Annotated in this window: 21 protein-coding genes and 1 pseudogene; 8 read left to right on the forward strand and 14 right to left on the reverse strand. The window is 46.4% G+C overall.

Annotation, left to right across the window (positions count from 1 at the left end; all coding sequences use genetic code 11):
* Positions 1–88: 88 nt before the first annotated feature.
* On the forward strand, positions 89–1,300 hold the full coding sequence (locus tag AB4111_RS06430; RefSeq protein ID WP_442030881.1) for an MFS transporter: 1,212 nt from the start codon (positions 89–91) through the stop codon (positions 1,298–1,300).
* 110 nt (positions 1,301–1,410) lie between these two features.
* Here AB4111_RS06430 and AB4111_RS06435 read toward each other — a convergent pair whose 3' ends face one another.
* A complete protein-coding gene (locus AB4111_RS06435; RefSeq protein ID WP_442030882.1) occupies positions 1,411–2,613 on the reverse strand; it encodes a cytochrome P450 in 1,203 nt (400 codons plus the stop codon).
* A gap of 486 nt (positions 2,614–3,099) precedes the next feature.
* Between AB4111_RS06435 and AB4111_RS06440 the strand changes: the two genes are divergently transcribed.
* Positions 3,100–4,311 (forward strand): asparaginase, encoded by a 1,212-nt coding sequence (locus AB4111_RS06440; RefSeq protein WP_421897233.1) that lies wholly within the window; start codon positions 3,100–3,102, stop codon positions 4,309–4,311.
* Between the two features lie 236 nt (positions 4,312–4,547).
* Here the strand turns inward: AB4111_RS06440 and AB4111_RS06445 are convergent, their stop codons facing one another.
* Positions 4,548–5,180 (reverse strand): O-methyltransferase, encoded by a 633-nt coding sequence (locus tag AB4111_RS06445; RefSeq protein ID WP_442030883.1) that lies wholly within the window; start codon positions 5,178–5,180, stop codon positions 4,548–4,550.
* 238 nt (positions 5,181–5,418) lie between these two features.
* Here AB4111_RS06445 and AB4111_RS06450 point away from each other — a divergent pair, with 238 nt between their 5' ends.
* The 4 genes from AB4111_RS06450 to AB4111_RS06465 all read left to right on the forward strand — a co-directional run bounded on the left by AB4111_RS06450 (position 5,419) and on the right by AB4111_RS06465 (position 10,104).
* Complete coding sequence (locus AB4111_RS06450; protein ID WP_442030884.1) at positions 5,419–6,573, forward strand: THUMP domain-containing class I SAM-dependent RNA methyltransferase; 1,155 nt, start codon at positions 5,419–5,421, stop codon at positions 6,571–6,573.
* Positions 6,574–6,788: 215 nt separating this feature from the next.
* Positions 6,789–8,789, forward strand: a complete 2,001-nt coding sequence (locus tag AB4111_RS06455; protein WP_442030885.1) for an LTA synthase family protein — start codon at positions 6,789–6,791, stop codon at positions 8,787–8,789.
* Positions 8,790–8,868: 79 nt separating this feature from the next.
* Positions 8,869–9,297, forward strand: a complete 429-nt coding sequence (locus tag AB4111_RS06460; RefSeq protein WP_253433243.1) for a cytidine deaminase — start codon at positions 8,869–8,871, stop codon at positions 9,295–9,297.
* Positions 9,298–9,378: 81 nt separating this feature from the next.
* Positions 9,379–10,104 carry a DsbA family oxidoreductase gene (locus tag AB4111_RS06465; protein WP_442030886.1) on the forward strand — a complete coding sequence of 242 codons (726 nt, stop codon included), beginning with the start codon at positions 9,379–9,381 and terminating at the stop codon, positions 10,102–10,104.
* A gap of 296 nt (positions 10,105–10,400) precedes the next feature.
* Here the strand turns inward: AB4111_RS06465 and AB4111_RS06470 are convergent, their stop codons facing one another.
* Positions 10,401–11,231, reverse strand: coding sequence for an aldo/keto reductase (locus AB4111_RS06470; protein WP_442030887.1), 831 nt, complete (start codon positions 11,229–11,231; stop codon positions 10,401–10,403).
* A gap of 174 nt (positions 11,232–11,405) precedes the next feature.
* The gene (locus AB4111_RS06475; protein WP_442030888.1) at positions 11,406–11,687 is read right to left on the reverse strand and encodes a hypothetical protein; all 282 of its coding nucleotides are present in this window, start codon (positions 11,685–11,687) and stop codon (positions 11,406–11,408) included.
* Between the two features lie 150 nt (positions 11,688–11,837).
* Here AB4111_RS06475 and AB4111_RS06480 point away from each other — a divergent pair, with 150 nt between their 5' ends.
* Positions 11,838–12,236 carry a hypothetical protein gene (locus tag AB4111_RS06480; RefSeq protein ID WP_442030889.1) on the forward strand — a complete coding sequence of 133 codons (399 nt, stop codon included), beginning with the start codon at positions 11,838–11,840 and terminating at the stop codon, positions 12,234–12,236.
* Between the two features lie 112 nt (positions 12,237–12,348).
* Here the strand turns inward: AB4111_RS06480 and AB4111_RS06485 are convergent, their stop codons facing one another.
* The 10 genes and pseudogenes from AB4111_RS06485 to AB4111_RS06530 form a co-directional block, all read right to left on the reverse strand.
* Positions 12,349–12,570, reverse strand: a complete 222-nt coding sequence (locus AB4111_RS06485) for a DUF1450 domain-containing protein (RefSeq protein WP_017689421.1) — start codon at positions 12,568–12,570, stop codon at positions 12,349–12,351.
* A 21-nt stretch (positions 12,571–12,591) separates the two neighbouring features.
* Positions 12,592–12,894, reverse strand: coding sequence for a heme biosynthesis protein HemY (locus AB4111_RS06490; RefSeq protein WP_036670085.1), 303 nt, complete (start codon positions 12,892–12,894; stop codon positions 12,592–12,594).
* A 141-nt stretch (positions 12,895–13,035) separates the two neighbouring features.
* Positions 13,036–13,293, reverse strand: a complete 258-nt coding sequence (locus tag AB4111_RS06495) for a hypothetical protein (RefSeq protein ID WP_442030890.1) — start codon at positions 13,291–13,293, stop codon at positions 13,036–13,038.
* 195 nt (positions 13,294–13,488) lie between these two features.
* A complete protein-coding gene (locus tag AB4111_RS06500; protein WP_442030891.1) occupies positions 13,489–14,700 on the reverse strand; it encodes a M14 family zinc carboxypeptidase in 1,212 nt (403 codons plus the stop codon).
* 228 nt (positions 14,701–14,928) lie between these two features.
* Positions 14,929–15,738: a glutamate racemase gene (gene racE, locus AB4111_RS06505; protein WP_442030892.1), complete on the reverse strand. Its 810-nt coding sequence runs from the start codon at positions 15,736–15,738 to the stop codon at positions 14,929–14,931.
* A 219-nt stretch (positions 15,739–15,957) separates the two neighbouring features.
* Positions 15,958–16,335, reverse strand: a complete 378-nt coding sequence (locus AB4111_RS06510) for a YtxH domain-containing protein (protein ID WP_442030893.1) — start codon at positions 16,333–16,335, stop codon at positions 15,958–15,960.
* A 186-nt stretch (positions 16,336–16,521) separates the two neighbouring features.
* Entirely contained in the window at positions 16,522–17,436 is a 915-nt protein-coding gene (locus AB4111_RS06515) for a DUF4261 domain-containing protein (RefSeq protein ID WP_442030894.1), read from the reverse strand.
* 10 nt (positions 17,437–17,446) lie between these two features.
* Positions 17,447–17,908, reverse strand: coding sequence for a DUF86 domain-containing protein (locus AB4111_RS06520; protein ID WP_442030895.1), 462 nt, complete (start codon positions 17,906–17,908; stop codon positions 17,447–17,449).
* Positions 17,909–18,081: 173 nt separating this feature from the next.
* Complete coding sequence (locus AB4111_RS06525; RefSeq protein ID WP_264929710.1) at positions 18,082–18,369, reverse strand: Dabb family protein; 288 nt, start codon at positions 18,367–18,369, stop codon at positions 18,082–18,084.
* A gap of 285 nt (positions 18,370–18,654) precedes the next feature.
* Positions 18,655–19,038, reverse strand: a pseudogene (locus tag AB4111_RS06530) (phage holin family protein); the annotation flags it as partial.
* Between the two features lie 447 nt (positions 19,039–19,485).
* On the opposite strand from AB4111_RS06530, the gene AB4111_RS06535 reads away from it, so the two are divergent.
* Entirely contained in the window at positions 19,486–20,082 is a 597-nt protein-coding gene (locus AB4111_RS06535) for a helix-turn-helix domain-containing protein (protein WP_017689431.1), read from the forward strand.
* The last annotated feature ends 32 nt before the right edge of the window (positions 20,083–20,114 follow it).

Below are 20,114 nucleotides of genomic sequence, written 5' to 3' on the forward strand. Positions count from 1 at the left end.
CATCCCCCATATGCCAATTATGTTATAATGAAAGAATGGTGTTTTTTAGAGAATTACAGAAATATCTTTGAAAGGAAGTGAAAGCACTTTGAAAACGTGGAAAGTAAACCTCATTGTGCTTTGGTTCGGACAATTTTTGGTCAATTCGGGCATGACCATGATTACCCCATTTTTGTCTCTTTATCTCGCAAGAGATCTTGGCGTTGTTGGCGAACATGAAATTGGCATTTGGGCGGGATTTATTTTTGCAGCCAATTTCCTCACCTCATTTTTGTTTCAACCGCTGTGGGGCAAGTTATCGGACAAGTATGGTCGTAAAGTTATGCTGCTTCGTTCGGGATTCGGGATGGCCATCGTAATTGCCCTTATGGGTCTGGCACAGAATCCCTGGCAGCTTCTCTTATTGCGTTTGCTTAACGGTACAATCTCCGGTTTCAATCCTGCGGCTGTTGCGCTGATATCGGGTACCACTCCAAAAGACCGCATGGGTTTCGCTATGGGAATCAGTCAGTCCGGGCAAGTTGCCGGTACAATCCTGGGTCCGCTTATTGGCGGCTTGCTAGCTGATGCAGTAGGCTTCCGCCCCATTTTCTACATTACAGGCGGACTGATCTTTGTTGCTTCCATGCTCGCCATGTTCCTGGTGAGAGAGAAATTCGACCGGCAAGAAGCAGCCAAACTGCCGGCACAATCCGTATTGTCCGGTCTGAAGGAATTAAACAAGTCACCTCAACTTCCCGCACTGTTTGCTGTGACGTTCCTGTTGCAGTTTGCGATGATTAGCCCCATGTCACTCTTGCCGCTGTATGTGCAAAAATTGCATGCTTCGGATGTAAATGTGGCCTTCTGGGCGGGTCTTGTCGGTGCAGTTACGGGACTATCCAATATGGCCATGTCTCCTGTTCTCGGGAAGCTGAGTGATCGGATTGGTCCTCACAAGGTGCTAACGTTCTCCCTCATAGGAACAGGACTCATGCTTATTCCGCAGGCATTTGTTCAGACCGTGTGGCAGCTCATTCTTGTTCGATTCATGATGGGTGTGTTCATGGGTGGCCTGCTTCCGAGCGTTAATGCCTTGATCCGTTCCTATACATCCGATAGCATGATCAGCCGTGCATTCAGTTTTAATACGAGCACTCTGGCGCTGGGTAACATGCTTGGAGCCATCATTGGTGGTTTTATGGCAGGATTCATCGGAATCGAAGGTCTGTTTATCGTCTCTGGCGGACTGCTGCTGCTTAATATGGTTTGGGTCAGATTCAAATTGTATAACAAACCTGCTTCTACTCGGGAATCCTGATTCCCTATCCATTTCTTAACTAGTCCATCTTACTGTTCTATTAGAAAAAGCCGCTTCCAGCGCCTAATTGGCCTGAGAGCGGCTTTTGTCATTCATGTGCCATTCATTATTTATTTATTTATTAGACTGAAGTGTATCGGATAATGCTTCACACCAAACACAAAGGCACTTTGTATCGGTTCCAGGACTGTTCCCGGCACAAGCTGAATACGTTCCATGTGCTGAAGCAATGTATGAAGAACTACCCTTGCCTCCAAACGAGCGAGTGGTGCACCCAGACAAAAATGAATGCCAAAACCAAATCCCATATGTCTGTTCGGCTTGCGATCAGAGATGAAATCTTCCGGGTTTTCGAACTGGGCACTGTCCCGATTGGCTGCTCCAACCCAGGAAATCACCTGCTCTCCAGCTTGAATCGTCTGACCATTCAACTCTACAGTTTCCTTGGCAACCCGCCCAATCGCGACAATCGGCGGATAATATCGCAGCGTCTCTTCAATCGCAGAAGTAATCCGTTCAGGATGTTCGCGCAACTCCTGCTGTAGCTCGGGTTGTTCAGACAATATGCGAACCGCATTGGTAATCAGGTTGGTTGTTGTTTCATTACCAGCAGCAAGCAAGAGAATACAGAAGCCTACCACTTCATCTGCAGTCAATTTCTGACCATCAATCTCTGCAGCAAGCAGTAACGAGATCAGATCATCCTCTGGCTGCAACCGACGTTCTTCCATAATGCCAGTGAAATAGATATGCAGCTCCTGCATATTTCTTTTCTTCTCTTCCAGTAACTCCTGAAAGGCCTGCTCACTATCGTCACGAGCGCCTTTTACCAATACATCAGACCAGTCTTTGAATTTTTGACGATCCGCCGCAGGGACTCCGATTAATTCTGCAATCACAATGACGGGCAATGGCGTTGCAAGGTCATCAATAAGTTCCATATGTCCTTCAGACAGGTGTGGAGCAATTAACTCATCTGTGATCTCCTGAATACGCGGAGCCAACGCTTCAATTGCCTTGGGTGTAAACGCCTGATTCACCAGATCACGCAGCTGTTTGTGTTTGGGAGGGTCTGTCGTCAACATGCTCGTATTGGCACGATCACGTGCAGAAGAGAACAGTTTCGGGTTTTTCAATACGTACTTCACATCTTCATAACCGAAAACATCCCAACATTCTCGATGCTCATCATATCGGACTGGAGTGTTATCACGAAGTTCTGCATACACCTTGAAGGGAGATAACCTCTCTTCCAAAGTCTCCAGTTCCCGAATCGGAATGTAATTCGCATACTTTCTCGGTGCCTGTTTCATCGTTTTTCCTCCAATCAATATTATATATTTATTTACATATGTTGATCATCCCTATTATAAACATAACTCTATAACGAAACCAATCTTTAGACCGTAATTGAGCCCCATTACCTAATATGTTGCTACTACTATCCTCTCATTCTGTTACCCACTTCTGATATGCGTCCCAATTCGACATTCTTTTAATGACATACTTCGTTTTATCAGTACAAAAGACTTATTATGTAATATTAACTAACATAAAAAAGAGTCATTTTCATTAAAACTACTAAAACCACCTATTTTCTATCTCTATTAAAGTGAATAATCTTTCATAATTCCTTATAAACAATCATTTTTCTCTGATTATCTATGAATGTAACCGATTACTCTACCTTTATCTAGGTTTGTCATATTACTTAACATGAAATACAATCAATTTGAAATGGTATACATATTCTTCTTAACAAACTTAACATCACACTTACTTGAAGGAGAGTGCTATTCATGAGTAAAACATCCAATCTTCGTCCCTGGGCCGTATGGAGTACCGCAGCTTTAACAGCATTGACCATCTCGTTGTCCCCCATCGGAACCTACGCTGCGCACGCAGCTACGGTAGAGGTGAAAGGCACAACAGGTGCTGTTCAGACAGCAACCACTACGCCGGCTCGCAATACATCCATTCCTGCAATACCCGACTCTTCCAAACAATCTGCACTTCCTAATGTATTGGTAATCGGAACTGGCGGAACGATTGCCGGACAATCCGAGGACGCCACCAGCTTCCAGAATTATAAGGCAGGTACACTTCCCATTGGAGAGATGGTAGACGCCTTACCGGATAAACAGAAGATTGCTGATGTTAGCACACTCCAATTCGGAAACTCAGGTTCAGGTTCCTATAGCATGGCCGACCTCTATGACTTGTCGCAGACGGTAGATAAAGCTCTTGCAATGTATGACAGTGTTGTCGTTACCACAGGTACAGACACAATGGAGGAAATCGCTTATTTCCTCGATATGACGGTTCAGAGCGACAAACCGGTCGTGATCACAGGTTCCATGCGTCCATGGACTGTCATCGGTTCTGACGCTCAAGCCAATCTGTACAACGCAATCAAGCTTGCAGGCAGTGGTCGTACCACTTCATTCGGCACTGTACTCATGTTGAATGACACGATCCAGCTTGCTCGTGGTGTAACCAAGACGAATGATTATCGGACAGATACGTTTGAAACCCCAATGCTCGGCGCTGTAGGATATATTGATGAAGAAAACATTCGAATCTACCGCGCTCCTGCACGTGCGTTGAAACCTGAAGGCACAGCGAAGCCCGTATTTGATCTAAGTAAAATCACAAAGGCAGATCTGGCCAAAGTAGAAATCGCGATCTCTTATCAAGAAGCTGGAGGCGGAGCGATCGAAGGATTCGTGAGTAGCGGCGCCAAAGGAATTGTGACTTCCGGTACCGGAGCCGGGGGCATCTCCAGAGCTATGGGACAAGCTCGTACCAAAGCCATTGAAGAAGGTGTCATCTTTGTGACCACCACTCGGACGGGTTCGGGAAGTGTATACGGCGGCGGCAAAGGCATTATTGCAGGCGACAACCTGAGTCCACAACAAGCTCGTGTATTATTGATGCTGGGTTTGTCCTTCAGTGATGATTTTGACACCATCAAAAAATGGTTCGAAACGTACGGAACACCTGAAGTATAAATCGAACTACTACATCGATATCTGTAAATACAAAGAAAGAGACGATACTCCCTGTGATTCAAGGTGTGTCGTCTCTTCTTTGTATGGTCAAAAAAATCAAGAAAACCAGGATTGCAATGAGCAGAATATACACGGGCAATATTAAAAACGGCTAAAAAACTCCGATCACGATCCCTCACAAACATAAGAGCATGAGACGTGTTTCATCGGAGTTTTTATTCAGGAATTTTTGACTTTTACTTCACCCAGGCAAGTACGAGCCCATCGTAGTCCGGCAACATGGTCGTCACCAGGCGCGGGTCACTCGCCATCTGTTCATTGAAGCGACGAACAGCGAGCACGGCCGGTCCCTGCTTGTCCGGATTCAGCGTACGACCACGCAGGAAACAATTATCGCCTACAATAACAGCACCTGGACGGGCCAGCTTAATAGCATAGTCAAGATATACCGGATAATTCTCCTTATCTGCGTCAATAAAGAAGAAATCGAATGTACGTCCTTCCTTTTCCAATTGCTCCAGACTGTCTGCCGCCGGGCCAATCCGGTACTCCACCTTTTCGCCAAAGCCGCCTTCTTCCAGATGTCCACGCGCCATTGCCGCATATTCCTCTTTCAGTTCCAGCGAAGTCAGGGTTCCATTCTCACGCAATCCGCGTGCAATGCAGATCCCACTGTAACCGCCCAGCACGCCGATTTCGAGCGCAGCTTCTGCTTTGGATGTCTTGGCTAGAAACGTGAGCAATCGTCCATACGCAGCAGCCACCGAAACTTCCGGCATACCGTTCGAACGGATAGCCTCTTTCACTTTCAGCAAAAGGTCATCCTCTTGAAATAATTGATTTACATATTCATCAGGGGTCAGATTCACCACTAAAATCCTCCTTGGACACTTGGACTGCTTTCCATATGGATGCCAATGTTCTATAATAAATGTTTGTTATCAACACAGGCGGTTGACTGGTGCATCACTTCGAAAGAGGAATGCATACGTTCACCGCATTTCTCATTGTAAGTTTTTTCACGGAAAGCGGCAAGGCCGCACCGTTACTATACAGCAGAGAGAAGGATATCCTTCTCCAGCTTGAAATGGAGTTGAAATGAATCACATGGCTCAATTGCAATTGATTGCAACCTCGGCGATGGGACTCGAGGCTGTTGTCGCCCGGGAACTGAAGCAACTGGGGTATGAAGATGTTACGATCGACAATGGACGGGTTTTCTTCACAGGAGATTATATTGATATTTGTCGTTGTAATCTGTGGCTGAGAAGTTCGGACCGCGTATTGGTTAAAATGGGTGAATTCCCTGCCACGACATTTGATGAATTGTTTGAAGGCACCAAAGCACTGCCTTGGGAAGAGTGGATTCCAGCCGACGGCGAATTCCCTGTAGAAGGTCGCTCTCAAAAATCTCAGTTAAGCAGTGTGCCTGCATCACAAGGGATCGTGAAGAAAGCAATCGTAGAGAAACTGAAGTTGACCTATGACACAGAGTGGTTCCCCGAAGATGGGTCTCGTTATGTGATTGAAGTTATTTTGCTGAATGATCGCGCCCTGCTTACGTTGGATACGACCGGACCAGGCTTGCACAAACGGGGTTATCGTAAACTCGTCACCGAAGCGCCACTCAAAGAAACACTTGCAGCAGCTCTGATTCAGCTCAGTCGCTGGAATGTATCCCGTCCCTTCTATGATCCATGCTGCGGATCAGGCACAATGCTGATCGAAGCCGCCATGATCGGCTGGAACATCGCACCAGGACTTCGCCGGACCTTCAACTCAGAGGACTGGGCTGTCATTCCAGAAGAATTATGGGAACAAGCGCGTGAAGAAGCATTTGATGCTGTGCGTGATGATATCCCGTTACAGATTTCAGGTAGCGACATTGATCCGGAAGCGATTGAAGTAGCTCAGGCTGCAATCAAGAGCGCAGGCTTCGCCAAAGACATTGAAGTCAGCGTTCTGCCCGCTCATCGCGCAAGACCACAAGGAGAATATGGTGTTATCATCACCAACCCTCCATATGGTGAACGTTTGAGTGAAGAAAAAGAAGTTCAGAAGTTGCTCCGCTCACTGGGGCGCAGTTACCTCGACATGCCGACATGGTCCTTTTTTGCAATTACGTCAACCAAAGCCTTTGAAGAATATTTCGGTCATAAGGCAGACAAGCGTCGCAAATTGTTCAATGGACGCATTGAAACCCAGTACTATCAGTATTTGGGTCCACTGCCTCCAAGAAATAAAACACCACAATCTTTATAATTGTTCCAAATATAAAGTGCTTCTGCCATCCATGGCCGGGGCGCTTTTTTTGTGCGCTTTTCTGGTCATATGAATTCTCCTTCATCCACCTTTAATTGACCAGGAATAGATTCTACCAGAGGCATAGTTGAAAACCCATGAGGCCACGCTATAATGGATGGAGCTCTATTTTACATTCCGATTACAAAACAACAAAAACAAAGGGGACATAGATTATGGTTGTCACTCGGCCTACGCGCAGCTCCATGCCACGCGGGCTTCTGAATCATCCACTAACGTTATATCTTATTTTTCTTGTGTTCATGCTGCTCAAACTCATGTGGCTTCATCACAATCTGCACGCCTATAACATTACGATGGGACTTCTGGATAAGGTTATTGCCATTGGATCATTGCTCCTCCTGTCCTTCTGGACCTGGTGGCTGCCTCGCAGAGGCATGATCGTATCTCTGGTCGTGCTTAACCTGCTGCTTACCGCACTAATCTACGCCGATATGGTGTATTATCGCTATTTCCAGGATTTCTTGACCATCCCGGTATTGTTGCAAGCCAGACAAGTTGACGCATTGGGGGACAGCATCGCTACATTGATCTTCCCAAGCGATTTCTGGTTTTTTGCCGATTGGCTTGTCGTCATACCTTTCGCAGCGATTGTATTGTTCAGCAGACGTTACCGTTCAAAGCACTCCAGTGCATCGGTTCAAGGTTATGGAAGTTATTCGTTCAACGATCGCAAGGGGCAGATGCGCCGCCGACTTACTGCTGGCAGCATTGCCCTTGTGCTAGGGCTGGGACTCGCTGTTGGCCCGATTTATTTTTACAGCAAAACATGGGCCAAGGGCTTGTTCGATAACAACTGGTGGAATGTATCCATGTACAATGTGACCGGACTTCTCGCTTTTCACGGTTATGATCTGTACAACTATGCCAAAGACCACATCGGTTCCGGGCCAGAGGCTGAACCTGCTGATGTTGAGCAGGCAAAGACCTTCTTTGCTGAAAGGCAGCAAAATACCCCGCAGAATGATGCATTGTTCGGCAAATATAAAGACAGTAATGTCATCATTGTCCAGGGTGAGGCTTTTATGAACTTCATGATCGGCCAGAGTATCGGCGGTCAGGAGATCACACCCCATTTTAATGAACTAATGAAAGACAGTCAGTATTACAGTCACTTTTACCACCAGACCGGTCAGGGCAGAACATCAGATGCCGATTTTGGAGCAAATATTTCCCTACATCCACTTCCGGTCGGTTCAGCCTTTGTACGGTATGCAGACCATACGTATGATTCCCTCCCTTCTATTCTGAAGGATAACGGGTATAGCACCAACGTATTTCATGCTTATGAGAGCGGCTTCTGGAATCGGTATACGATGTATCAGAACATGAAGTATGACAAGTTTTATAGTAAGAATGATTTTGCACAGGATGACCCGCTTGGCTGGTCCCTGTCTGATGAATCCTTTTTCCGGCAATCCGTTGAGAAAATGAGCAGTGAGGTTACCGAACCGTTCTATTCGTTCCTCATTACACTCAGCAGTCACCATCCGTATGCATTGCCGAAAGAGAAACAGCAACTGGATGTAGGCGAGTTTCAGGGAACCATGTTTGGTAACTATCTGCAATCCGTACATTACGTGGATTCTGCACTGGGCAAGATGGTGGAGGATTTGAAAAGTCGGGGACTATGGGAAAATACCATTTTTATATTTTACGGGGACCATGACAACTCAATCAAAGAACAATCGCAATACGAGCAGTTCCTGGGACGCTCGCTGAACGATCTGGATATGGCACAGATCATGAACGAGGTTCCCCTGCTGGTGCATTTACCGGATGGAGCAGCGGCTGGAACCATCGACGAACCTTCGGGACAGCTGGACATCACGCCATCCGTGTTGCATCTGCTCGGGGTGTCCGACCAGTCCTATTATCATATGGGTAACGACGTATATGACGGGTCTGCACGTACGGTTGTACTGCGTAATGGCGCATTCTCGGATGGTTCTGTATTCTATATTCCATCGGATGATTATATCTACGAGAGCGGCGCTTGTTATGACCTGTCCACACGTGACAAAACAGATATCAACGCTTGCCGTCCCGCTCATGATGAAGCAACCAAGCGCTTACACGTCTCGGACACGGTGATTACCTATGATTTGATTCAGCGCTTTCGAGAGGAAGACAGTTCAACAGCAGCATTGCAATGAGCAAAATCATAATGACAGGCACAACAAAACAAATACACGAAATGAATTAAATTGGATTTAAAAGGGGAACTCTCATTATATGACAACACACACTGAACCACTCAATATAGAACAGAAATTGTTCGATGCAGCCGCAAAATTTGTGAAGCAACGTTATCCTCAGGGATGGGGCGGTGCGGGTGCCGTCTATACCGAAGCTGGCTCCCTGCTGATTAGTGTAGCTCCAGAGGTCATCAACGATGCCACGCATCTGTGTATGGAAACAGGAGCTTATCTGGAAGCCCACAAATTGAACGAGCGCGTCACCCACTCCCTCTGTATCGCTCGTGATGATGAGCATTCAGAATTCAAGGTCCTTACACCTTGCGGCGTATGTCAGGAACGATTGTTTTACTGGGGCGAAGAAGTCAAAGCTGCCGTATACGACCCTGAAGGTCAGCTGGTCTTCAAGAGACTGGATGAGCTCCAACCTTATCATTGGTCCAAAGCATATCGGGATAAATCGTAATCTTCTTGCGAATTATAGAAAGCGGCTTTATAATTGTAACTATAATAGTTTCAACTAAAGAATAATGGAGGTTTTAACATCATGAATATTGAGATATGGTCAGATTTTCTGTGCCCATTCTGTTATATCGGCAAACGCCGCCTGGAGAATGTATTGCAACAGTTTCCACACCGTGATGAAGTAAAGCTGCAATTCAAAAGCTTCGAGCTTGATTCTAACGCTGAATTGAACCCAGGCAAAACCAATACGGAATACCTTGCTTCCAAATATAATATTAGCGTGGAGCAGGCCCAAGGCATGAATGCTCAGATGAATGCCAATGCTCGCACGGCAGGACTGGAATACAATATTGATGCCATGATCCCTACGAACTCCTTCTCCGCACACCGATTGACACACTGGGCGGATACACAAGGCAAAGCGCTTGAATTGAGTGAGCGCATATTCCAAGCTGTGTTCATTGAAGGTAAACACTCCGGTGATCCTGAAGTGCTGGCTCAGTTGGCAGAGGAAGTCGGCTTGGATCGTGTTGCAGCTACGGAAGTGCTGTCGAGCGATCAATTTACTGACAATGTGCGTGCTGACCAAGCGGAAGGCGAGCAACTGGGCATCCGCGGTGTACCGTTCTTCGTCTTCGACCGCAAATTCGCCGTGTCGGGCGCTCAGCCGGACGAGGTATTCCTGGACGCTATTCAGAAAGCTTGGGACGAGCGTTCCCCATTCACAATGGTTGAGTCCAATACAACAGATGCTGACGGCAGCGGTGTTTGCACAGATGACGGCTGCGCAGTCCCGAAAAAAAATTAAGCCAATTCACACCAAAAAAGCAGCAGGATCAAGGGATACTCCTCGATCCTGCTGTTTTTTTATATATTACAAACCACTTTAGCTCATTGTAAATTTTTGTGTTTGATGAACAGTTACTGTGGAGGGGACGGAATCGATTCTGAAGAAGCGAAGCGTGCGCCTTTGTCTCCAAATTTTATCCTCTGAAAAGAGGAATCAAAAAAATTTGGAGACAACAGCGATAGGAAGATCGATCCGTAACCGGAACCTCCACTAACAGATCATCAAACACTTATATTCAATTAGCGCCTACCCACTCAATCCCAGAACAGTTGATCCGGATGTGGACCCGTCCGCTTATTCGAATCCAGCGCATCAATCTGTTTCAACTCGTCCGGTGTCAATTCAAAGTCAAAGATGTCCGCATTCTCACGAATACGCTCCGGGGTAACGGACTTCGGAATCGTCACAATCTGATTCTGAATGTCCCAGCGCAGAATGATCTGTGCTGGCGTTTTCCCATATTTCTGGGCCAGCGCTTTGAGGGTGGACTCTTGGTTCAGCTTGCCTTTCATGATCGGGCTCCAAGCCTCCAGTTGAATCCCCTGCGCCCCACAGAAATCCTGCAATTCCTGTTGAATCAGACCCGGATGCAATTCCACCTGATTCACTGCTGGCACTGTGCCGCCTTCATCTATGATATCTTGCAGATGATGTACTTGGAAATTACTCACACCAATCGCACGGATGCTTCCTTCGCTATATAGACGTTCGAATGCTCTCCACGTCTCCTTATACTGGTCTCTGCCAGGCCAGTGAATTAAGTATAGATCAATCACATTCAGTCCAAGTGCCTTCTGACTGGCTTCAAATGCTCTCAGCGTTGAATCAAATCCCTGATCCTCGTTCCAGAGCTTGGTCGTCACAAACAGTTCGTTACGGACAACACCACTGCTTGCAATAGCTTGTCCCACTTCTTCTTCATTGCCATAGATGGACGCGGTATCAATACTCCGATATCCAACCTCCAAAGCGGTCTCAACCGCCTGTTGTACTTCCTTACCTTTTGCTTTATATGTTCCAAATCCTAGCCATGGCATCGTTACTCCGTTGTTCAGAATCGTACAATCTGTAATATGTTTTGTCATTCTGTACCTCCCGCATGGAATTTTGCCTGCTCTCATTCTATTAACCTTCTCACAGAATTTTAAGCGACCATTCGACATACTGTCGGAGTAAACCCATAGATCGAGAGTCGTTGCAAAAGATATAAAAAACCCGCAAAGCATTGCTGCCCTGCGGGTTCTGATGTGACAGGAACGTTATAAATTCCCTTGACCGTTCTGACTCTGGATTGAATTCAATCTTCTCTTCTCCTCGATGAACATCTCTTCTGCCAACTCAACGCCTTGTCCTCCGAGCGAAAGCTCTGCTTGACGCATTGCCTGCTCCGTATGTGCCAGACAACGTTCCGCCTGTACTATGGTTTGTGCTGTCGGGTGTGACAGGGCCTGAGATACAGCATAATGAAGCTTGTTCACCGCATTTTGCGCCTGAGATACGGTGGTATCGGCTTGCAAACTGGAATCATAACGCTTCGGCATGAGTATTCCTCCTTGGGATTATCATGTTCCTGTTACCCCTTTAGGATGGATAGCACAAGCCTTCCTTATTCTTCTTTTGCGATTTTATCGTAACTTTAATTGATTTCGCTACGTTTATTAGGTAAACATGCTGAGTCGGGAGGAATTCATTTGAAGAAAATATTACTGACACTCTGTATGTTGCCCTTGCTCATTTGGGTACAAGGCTGTACTCCTGCAACATACGAGATAGAAGGATATACAGAATCATCCATTAACCCCGATATCCCGGTTCCAAGCAATGCGAAGCTCATTAGAATCATAACTGATTCAGGCAATCGAAACATTAAAGAAGGCCTGATGTATGAATTGAAACATATTGGAGGAGAGCAAGGACTATACCCGCCAATGGATTATTTTCAGAAGTTAGCGGATACAGGCTGGGACGAATTGGAGGAAGAACGAATGGGGCATGTACATTTTCTGAAAAAGAATAATACGGTCATTGCTATTGAAATTAGAGAAGATACCTTCAAAATTTATGAAATGATTAAGGGCACTGTATTCTAACACAACTTTTGTTCACTACTACCCAAACGCAAAAAAAAGAGAGGCTCGTAGCCCCTCCTTTCCGGTGTGTAGACAGTTTTTCCCCATTCACCTTGTTATAACCTTATATCCTTTACTTAACGAACTTCGCGACTTTGGCGAGCACTTCTTCTTCAGTCGGCGCACTGATATACCGACCATTAATAAAGACAAATGCACGTTTGGCGCAAGGACCGCAATAAGATTTGCACCCAATCTTGATCTCCGTGTCTGGAGCCATTTTTTGCAGCTTGGGCACAATCGATTTCAGTCGAACATGATTACACTTTTCGCATACGCGGATATCGTTAGCCATGAGTTCCCCTTCTTCGCGCCCTTAGTGGTCGCCGTGATTGCCTTGGGACGGATTCGTAATAACGAATCCCTCTTCTGGGAAGTAGAGATAGTCAATTTTAACACCGTTCAACAGAGGCTGGTCATTCGCAAGAATGACATCAATCTCTTTATCGGTAGATACAACTGTATCATTTTCTTTGGGTGTGTCGAGATCAAGCCCGTAGTGAGCATGGTCACCATGTGCATGTGTGATGACAACGCGCAGTTTTTTTCCTTCGTTCTCCGGCTTGTCCAACTCAAGCTTCAATACTTTAGCAGCATTACGCGTAATTTTGCAGTTCATTCTCTTCATCTCCTATATTGTAATTGCAGGTTTCAACAATTTCAGCAGTCTTAAACTACAGCATCTATTGTAAAGAAAGTTACCGCTCTTCGCAATAACATTGATGCGAATTCAATGTTAAAATGATCCATGGGCTGCAAATTATGAAGGTGTACCCTCCTGAAGCACAGGATATTTACGTTCTGTCCGGCTCACAAACCAATTCATCAGAATTAAAGTAACCCCGATATCATCGATGGGCATAAACGGCATCACGTCAGGAAGCACCCAGTACAACAGCGCCGGAATAATAAATAACAGCTTTTCTCCCAAAGGAATCTGCGGAGCCCGGAGCAGCCGGGGGAGCCTTTTGAAAACTTGTGTCCATCGTTTGAACGACAGCAGTCTTCTCCACTTCATGCGAATCCCTCCGTATAATCATATATATCGCCGAACGGCACATCCATCATTACCCGTTTGAAAACCATCCAGAACGAATGACATATTAATCCACTATAAAAAATAATAAAAACGGAACGTCGCTCATAGCGTCCGTTCCTGTTATACGAATGATCTACTGTTAAGTTTCACACCTTCATCATTCGGGGTCTTGCCTCATTGTCCATTGGATAACAGTTCAGCCAGCAACATTCCCACTTCTATACAGATATCATCGAACTGTTCTACGGGAAGCGGATTAACACCCAATCCAACTTCCACCGTGAAGCCCGGCTTACCAAACGCTTGGATAAACCAGTCTTTGTATCCGGCATCACTGCCACCGAGCTTCACCGCTTTGTAACCCGAAGCTTTGGCGAGTCTACGCGACAGCGGTGCACTCTCTCTGGGTTCCAGATCACGGTAGTTCCAATAGATTTCCTGTCCCTGACTATGCAGGGATACAACCGCATCGAATGCGTGTTGCTTCGTCCACTGCGCAAGCCCCTGTGCCTCCGGTTCTGTCAATGGAGCTGTCCCTGCATAATCCCTGGGACCAGGTGAGATCACACCTCTTCTCGCTACCTCTTCATCCCAATGGGCGGGAAATTGATCATTCAGATCCACACCTCTGATGTTGGCCTTCCAATGGGTGAAATTTGATCTGCCGGCATTCCAGGCTAACAACTGCTGTGCATGTGGGTGGTGATTGACTACACCTTCCTGAACCAATTCGACCCCGTCCGGATTAACCATCGGCACTGCCCAGAGTGTCGTCTCTTGCATCCAGCGTTCCGTCTGGTATTGATGCCATGTCCCATGTGCACTATATGCCTCGGCATACTCTTCGATAAACTTCATCAGAACTGCTGATGTCAGCCACTCATTAGCATGAACAGAAGCGTTAACATGGATATGTCTCGGCCCTTGCCCAATTCGTAAATAAGGCAGCGACTTCCCCATGACACTTGTTCCAATTGACCCCGTCTCGATAAACGGGTATCGTTTCGCCAGCTTATCTATATCCTTGATTAATTCTCTATAACCATACTCTCCCTGAATCTTTACAATAGTTTTTCCATTCGAAGCCGGAATATGAATACAGCGACCAACCCAGTCGGTAATATTGGTGATTTCGGGATTGGCCTGGCGCAACACTTCTTCCTCCAGACCAAATCTCCCTGCAATCTCTCCTACACTTTCTCCAGGCGGTACAGCATATCTGCGACCTGTCCCGGGGACAATACGCAGCATCTGACCTGCCAGCAAGTAAGGCTGGGCGGCTGCTTCCGGGTTCAGTGCGGCAAGTAACTCCCTGGTCATATGGTGTGCTGACGCAATTCGCGGCAGTGTATCTCCCCGCTGAACGATAATCCATTGCAGTTCCATGTTGCTCTCCTTTCCACAGGAAAAGACAGGTCTCCTGTCCGGTTCTCACCAACTTCGTCTATGTAACATATGTATGCAGGTCGGGTTGTCCGTCATGTGACATGAATCATGTTCATCACCTGTTGATGCATAATCATGACAAAAAATCCCGAAACTTCACAGTTCCGGGATCGTTCACAGCCTAAATACATTAATTAAAAGTCTTATTCATGCATATTTTGAGTATAACTATGATAATTGCGTAACCTGCCAGACAACAGGAGTCTTGGAGATCTGCTCTCCCAACCATCGACGGGTGATATTCTGGAACATGCGTGGGTCGCCAGTGCAGAAAAATTGATGCACCGGTGTCTCATCCCCACTGGCCAGCTTTCGTTTATCATATAAAATCGTACTAATTTCACGTGCCGTTTCATCTGCCGAACTGATTAACTTCACTTCCTGTCCCATAACTTCCTGAATGGTGTCCATGAGAAAGGGATAATGCGTACAACCCAGAATAAGACAATCTATTGGCTGCTGTTTGATCTCGCCCAATGATTGCTCCACCGTATGTGTCGTGTGCTCGGAACGAAATTCACCTTGTTCCACCAACGGCACCAGCGCCGGACAAGCCTGACTGACCACATCAATATAGGGGGACAACTGCTTAAGTGCCGATGTATAAGCCCCACTACCTATAGTACCCATGGTACCAATCACACCAATACGCCCTGTACGTGTCGCTGTGATTGCTGCCCGCGCACCCGGATGTATAACACCAATGACAGGCATACTCACCTTGGAACGGATATACTCCAACGCTGCTGCTGTTGCTGTGTTACAGGCGATAACGATAACCTTCGGATCGAATTGGATCAAGAAATCAACGATTTGTTCCGTAAATTGTTTTACTTGTTCGGACGAACGGGGTCCGTACGGTGTCCGGGCAGTATCCCCAAAATAAATGATCTTTTCCCGCGGGAGCTGACGCATCACTTCCTTGGCGACGGTCAATCCCCCCACACCGGAGTCTAATATAGCGATTGCTTGCTGCACGAACACACCGCTTCCTTCTTCATTGAATTGGTTCTCAAAACGTTTGTTTCCCAGAGCTTTCTTCCTACCGTATGAACATTCCGGCAAAAAGGTACCTACATCTTACCCGATTTCATGGCAGGGTTCAAATTAAATCCGCGCCACGTCATCTATGTGTGGACACGCAACAAAGCAGGCTCTCCTCTAAATAGAGGAAAGCCTGCTGATCTCAAGCTTTGCTTAGTTGTCGTCCTTGGACTCATCCGCAGGAAACTTCGCTACGATGTCATTGCCGGATTCATCAACTGCTTTATCGATATCGGTATCTACAATGGCTGCCGATATACGAATTTCTTTCCCTTCACCGCAATTGCGCCAGGATTGAATATCCTGAATCACGACATCTGCGGTCTCTTTAACTTTGGATACGATCTGTGAACTTTGTTCTCCCACGATACCAGCCAGTTCCTGACCTTTCTCCGATACCTGACGAGCACCTTCTGTAATATCCTGACGAAGTTCACGTCCCGATTTCGGTGCCAGCAATAATGCTGTTACAGAACCTACCACGGAGCCAATAAGAGCTCCCCACAACAAACTTTTGTTAGAATCCTTCACGTCACATCTCTCCCTTTACTATGGTTTAAGTACCGGATCAGAAGCAACGGTCTGCTGCTCAGCCATCCGGGCGAATGCCTACTCTGTTGATGCATTATAAGCAGCACAGGCTTGGCTTGACACTCCAGATGTTAAAAATAATCTGAACGCACTTTTTGAATGGCTGCAGAATGTCTTGGCTTAAACTCAATTCTGACGAGCCGGCTCGAGATCAGCCGCCGCATGCTCATCCCCCGGGTCCAAATCAATGACATATCGTCCTGGTGCAATTAATGCCGCCTGATGTTCACAACGCCAGCGACGTCCACCTGAAGAACCCAGCGTCTGTCCATCTTGCAGGACATCTCCCTGATCAAATATGTAATACGCTGCACCCAGTAAGGTCTGAGCCACCGTATCTGGATCAAGACCAACGAAGTGACACTGTACATCGGGAACACCCAGCGCAGATAATCCTACCGTATCCATGACCAACCCGCGCTGTTCCTCCGTACCTCCGGCCTGATACATTCGAACATTCATAGCTGCATACAGATGTTCCTCACGTTCCTGGGCTTGCGTATATGCTTCCGGTTCAACCAGCTTATCACTGCCATACCAATACAGCGCATCACAGGTCAAACTCTCCATGATTGCCAGTACAGTCTTCTGAAACAGCTCCAAACGCTGTTTACGAGGCATGGCAGCCGTGAACATATCATGTATCCGGATGGAGTAACGCGATGCTTCTATAACTTGTCCCACTTCGGGCCAATGCCATGCTTGTTGCACAGCCCCGCCAAAGCGTGCACGATCTGCGATTTCATTCACAGGGAGCATGCAGGTCTGAGCAGGGATATCCCCTTCATGAAAGGATACCTTATGGTCCAGATGATAGAAGACTAACATCTCATGCTCTTGCTCTCCACTTCCTTGTTTCACATCCAGTCGGACTTGTCCTGTATGACGAATCATCGCTTCCTGCAAACGCAGGCGATCCACTTCCGGACGTTCCCCGAATAAGAGTTCAACCATATACACCGGATGGAATCCGGAAGGTGTTTCATTCGGTTCATTACTTTCAGTATTTACTTCATTGAAATCTTTTGATTCATTTGTCATGCGATTTCCCTCATTCCTTACGTTGTCCCTCGGCTTGTGCCGCATTGAAAGGACCAAGTTCTGTTTCCACGTATGCGCTAACCTGTGTCGTAAATTGTTCAAGTATGCTCGGCAACTCTACGCTAAGCGGATGGAGCTCAGAACGCTCCCAACTGTAATAATCCTGCACCAGTGGTTTGCGTAACGTGACAAGCTGACGCAAGATCTCATAGGTCGAATGGTCAAAAACCTTTTCTTCATAATTAATCTGAATAATATCATCATAGCTGCTCGCATCTCTCATGATGAAGCCGTCAATCAGATAACTTCCCACATCGGTAACAATCTCGATCGCCAGGTGAAGACACCGCTCCTGAACCATCCCCAGCATGAGACTGCCATCCCAAGTCTGTGCTGCCCGGCGAAGTCCTTCAGCTACTTCCGGTACAGCAGCAAGCCGGCGGGCAATCTGTTCTCTGTTCACATAATACATTCGTTCACTTCCCGTTCAGTGAGTTATCGGTTCCGTTTCCCTCTTCGCTTAAGCCAGAATATCATCACAGGACAAGCGATTAGAAACACAACAAAAATATATAGAAATTCCATAACGTCTCTTAAATCGCTCATGCAGAGTCCCCTTTATCTCAACGTAGTTTGAATAATAGATCAGATCTCGTAGTCCACTGCAATCGACTGTTCTCTGACTTCATTCATGTACTTGATAACTTCCTGATGAAGCGGGTGTACCTGATACGCCTGAAGATCCTCCAGTGACGCAAACTCCGCCGTGAGTGAAATGTCGAACGATCTCTCCGAGCGAAGCACATCAATCCCGATTTCAAGTGAAACCAGAACATCAATTTTACCGTCCAGGTTACGAAGCACCTGGGCAGCAGCTTCAATACTTTCTGCTGAGCGATCTTTCATTTTGAACAGGACAATATGTTTTATCATCTGAGCAAGCACCTCGTTTAATATAATAGTAGTAGAAATGAATGAATTTTCGTGTATCCAAAATATATCATAACGTTCTCTATTACGAAAGGATACTTGGAAACGTTCTCTTGAAAAGAAAAACTAACCCGAACCATCTCTTTTCGGTTCGGATTTTTCTTGGGAACCATCTTCCACCTTTTTCGCGGATTCATCCTGCGAAGTTTGTCCTGTTTCAGCCTGCTGTTGGAGGCTATCCTCACTTTGCGGAATTGACCATTCCCGATCTGGCAAATACTCCTGATCGTCCTGTTTCTTCAACACTGCTATAGCCTGTCTGAGCTTTCCGGGCAATGGAAGGCCGATTCTCGCATAGTTTTCAGTTATCGAGATCAGTTCATTGACGAGGTAGAAATAAATAGCCCCTCCCTTGATAATATCGGTTCCCATGATCAGGTCAATTCGGTGAGCAAGCAGAACAACGGTCAGCATGAGCCCTTTGCGAGCAAGCCCCCAGAAGCCAATGTTGCTATTCAACCCGGTACCCGTTCTTACCGCCGCTGCCAAACCTGTTATATAATCCACAGCCATCGCGACCGCGAGCAGGCTCAGCAATTGATCCCATCCACCAAAAGCAAACGTAACAATTGCTCCCGAGATGGCAGCAAAGGTATTCACAGACAGATTCACGTTCCTCACCTCTCCCTTCACTTGAGTACCCTACAATATATGTAAAAGTAAGAGATTTGACAGGTCACATGTCATGCTGAACTTGCGGATTTATCTTTCAGATTTGTGCACACCTTCTACCGGACATAGTGAAGCACATTCAATATTTTTTGGGGAATTCAGGGAAATAAACCGCATCATATCAACAAAAAATAGATAAAAGTTCTTTAGACCTAATAATAAGTAATTAGAACTATATTATCTTTAATCCTGCTCATTTTGCCCCCTCATTTTTAGTGAAACATTGTAATCTAGGAATATACTAGGATGTGAATTGCGTATGGTCTAGTTCGTAGTTCCCTCTTTATCAGGAATTGACGCATTGACGCATTTGAAACAGGTAAACCCGGCACTTGAAAGTACCCCGTTGTTTATTGTAGTATTTGGTTAAAAAAAATCGGAGGAAATATGCCTAATCAACCAGAACAACATTCCATCCAGGCGTGGTCTCTGATCAACCGTAAATACTTGGGAAAAGGCGTCCGTGTTAAACGATTCCGAAAACCGACACGCTGTCAAATCCGTAATCGTGTTCTTCTTGCCGTGCTGATGGCCAATGATATCAAATTGTCCCAGCTCGCAGAAGACCTCTCCATCTCTTCACGCAGTGTCAGTGCGTGGGTATATGAAGGACGGATACCCGGCAGTACCAATTTGGACAAGACATGCCAATTACTCGGCTATCCCCGCCACATTCTCTTTAATGAGGAAGTTGTGCGTAATAGCCCTGTCATATGTCAACCCGAGTCATCTCGCTTCATGAAGCGTACGGTGACACGTTCTCCGGTTAGTAACCGTATTTTGACAGGCTTGTGTATGGTCCATGATTTGTCGGTGACAGATGTCAGCCACTGGATCGGGGTTCATCCCGGCACTTTCCGCAAATGGCTGCATCAGGGAACACTGCCTTCCGCTGCGTTTCAGGAACAAGCGGAGCAATTTTTCCGCATCCCAAAAACTATTTTGTTCGCAGATGTCATCTTGAAAGATCGTCGCAACAACTAAATAAGCGAACAGCCAAAAGGCTCTGATCTCCT

Source organism: Paenibacillus sp. 2KB_22 (assembly GCF_052115745.1).
Lineage (GTDB): Bacteria > Bacillota > Bacilli > Paenibacillales > Paenibacillaceae > Paenibacillus.

Excerpts from the sequence above, each read along its gene's own strand:
- AB4111_RS06500 (WP_442030891.1), bottom strand. The coding sequence starts at position 14,700 with ATGGAACTGCAATGGATTATCGTTCAGCGGGGAGATACACTGCCGCGA.
- AB4111_RS06465 (WP_442030886.1), top strand. The coding sequence starts at position 9,379 with ATGAATATTGAGATATGGTCAGATTTTCTGTGCCCATTCTGTTATATC.
- AB4111_RS06515 (WP_442030894.1), bottom strand. The coding sequence starts at position 17,436 with ATGACAAATGAATCAAAAGATTTCAATGAAGTAAATACTGAAAGTAAT.
- AB4111_RS06455 (WP_442030885.1), top strand. The coding sequence starts at position 6,789 with ATGGTTGTCACTCGGCCTACGCGCAGCTCCATGCCACGCGGGCTTCTG.
- AB4111_RS06520 (WP_442030895.1), bottom strand. The coding sequence starts at position 17,908 with ATGTATTATGTGAACAGAGAACAGATTGCCCGCCGGCTTGCTGCTGTA.
- AB4111_RS06470 (WP_442030887.1), bottom strand. The coding sequence starts at position 11,231 with ATGACAAAACATATTACAGATTGTACGATTCTGAACAACGGAGTAACG.
- AB4111_RS06495 (WP_442030890.1), bottom strand. The coding sequence starts at position 13,293 with ATGAAGTGGAGAAGACTGCTGTCGTTCAAACGATGGACACAAGTTTTC.
- AB4111_RS06490 (WP_036670085.1), bottom strand. The coding sequence starts at position 12,894 with ATGAACTGCAAAATTACGCGTAATGCTGCTAAAGTATTGAAGCTTGAG.
- AB4111_RS06450 (WP_442030884.1), top strand. The coding sequence starts at position 5,419 with ATGGCTCAATTGCAATTGATTGCAACCTCGGCGATGGGACTCGAGGCT.
- AB4111_RS06475 (WP_442030888.1), bottom strand. The coding sequence starts at position 11,687 with ATGCCGAAGCGTTATGATTCCAGTTTGCAAGCCGATACCACCGTATCT.
- AB4111_RS06485 (WP_017689421.1), bottom strand. The coding sequence starts at position 12,570 with ATGGCTAACGATATCCGCGTATGCGAAAAGTGTAATCATGTTCGACTG.
- AB4111_RS06460 (WP_253433243.1), top strand. The coding sequence starts at position 8,869 with ATGACAACACACACTGAACCACTCAATATAGAACAGAAATTGTTCGAT.
- AB4111_RS06535 (WP_017689431.1), top strand. The coding sequence starts at position 19,486 with ATGCCTAATCAACCAGAACAACATTCCATCCAGGCGTGGTCTCTGATC.
- AB4111_RS06525 (WP_264929710.1), bottom strand. The coding sequence starts at position 18,369 with ATGATAAAACATATTGTCCTGTTCAAAATGAAAGATCGCTCAGCAGAA.
- AB4111_RS06440 (WP_421897233.1), top strand. The coding sequence starts at position 3,100 with ATGAGTAAAACATCCAATCTTCGTCCCTGGGCCGTATGGAGTACCGCA.
- AB4111_RS06435 (WP_442030882.1), bottom strand. The coding sequence starts at position 2,613 with ATGAAACAGGCACCGAGAAAGTATGCGAATTACATTCCGATTCGGGAA.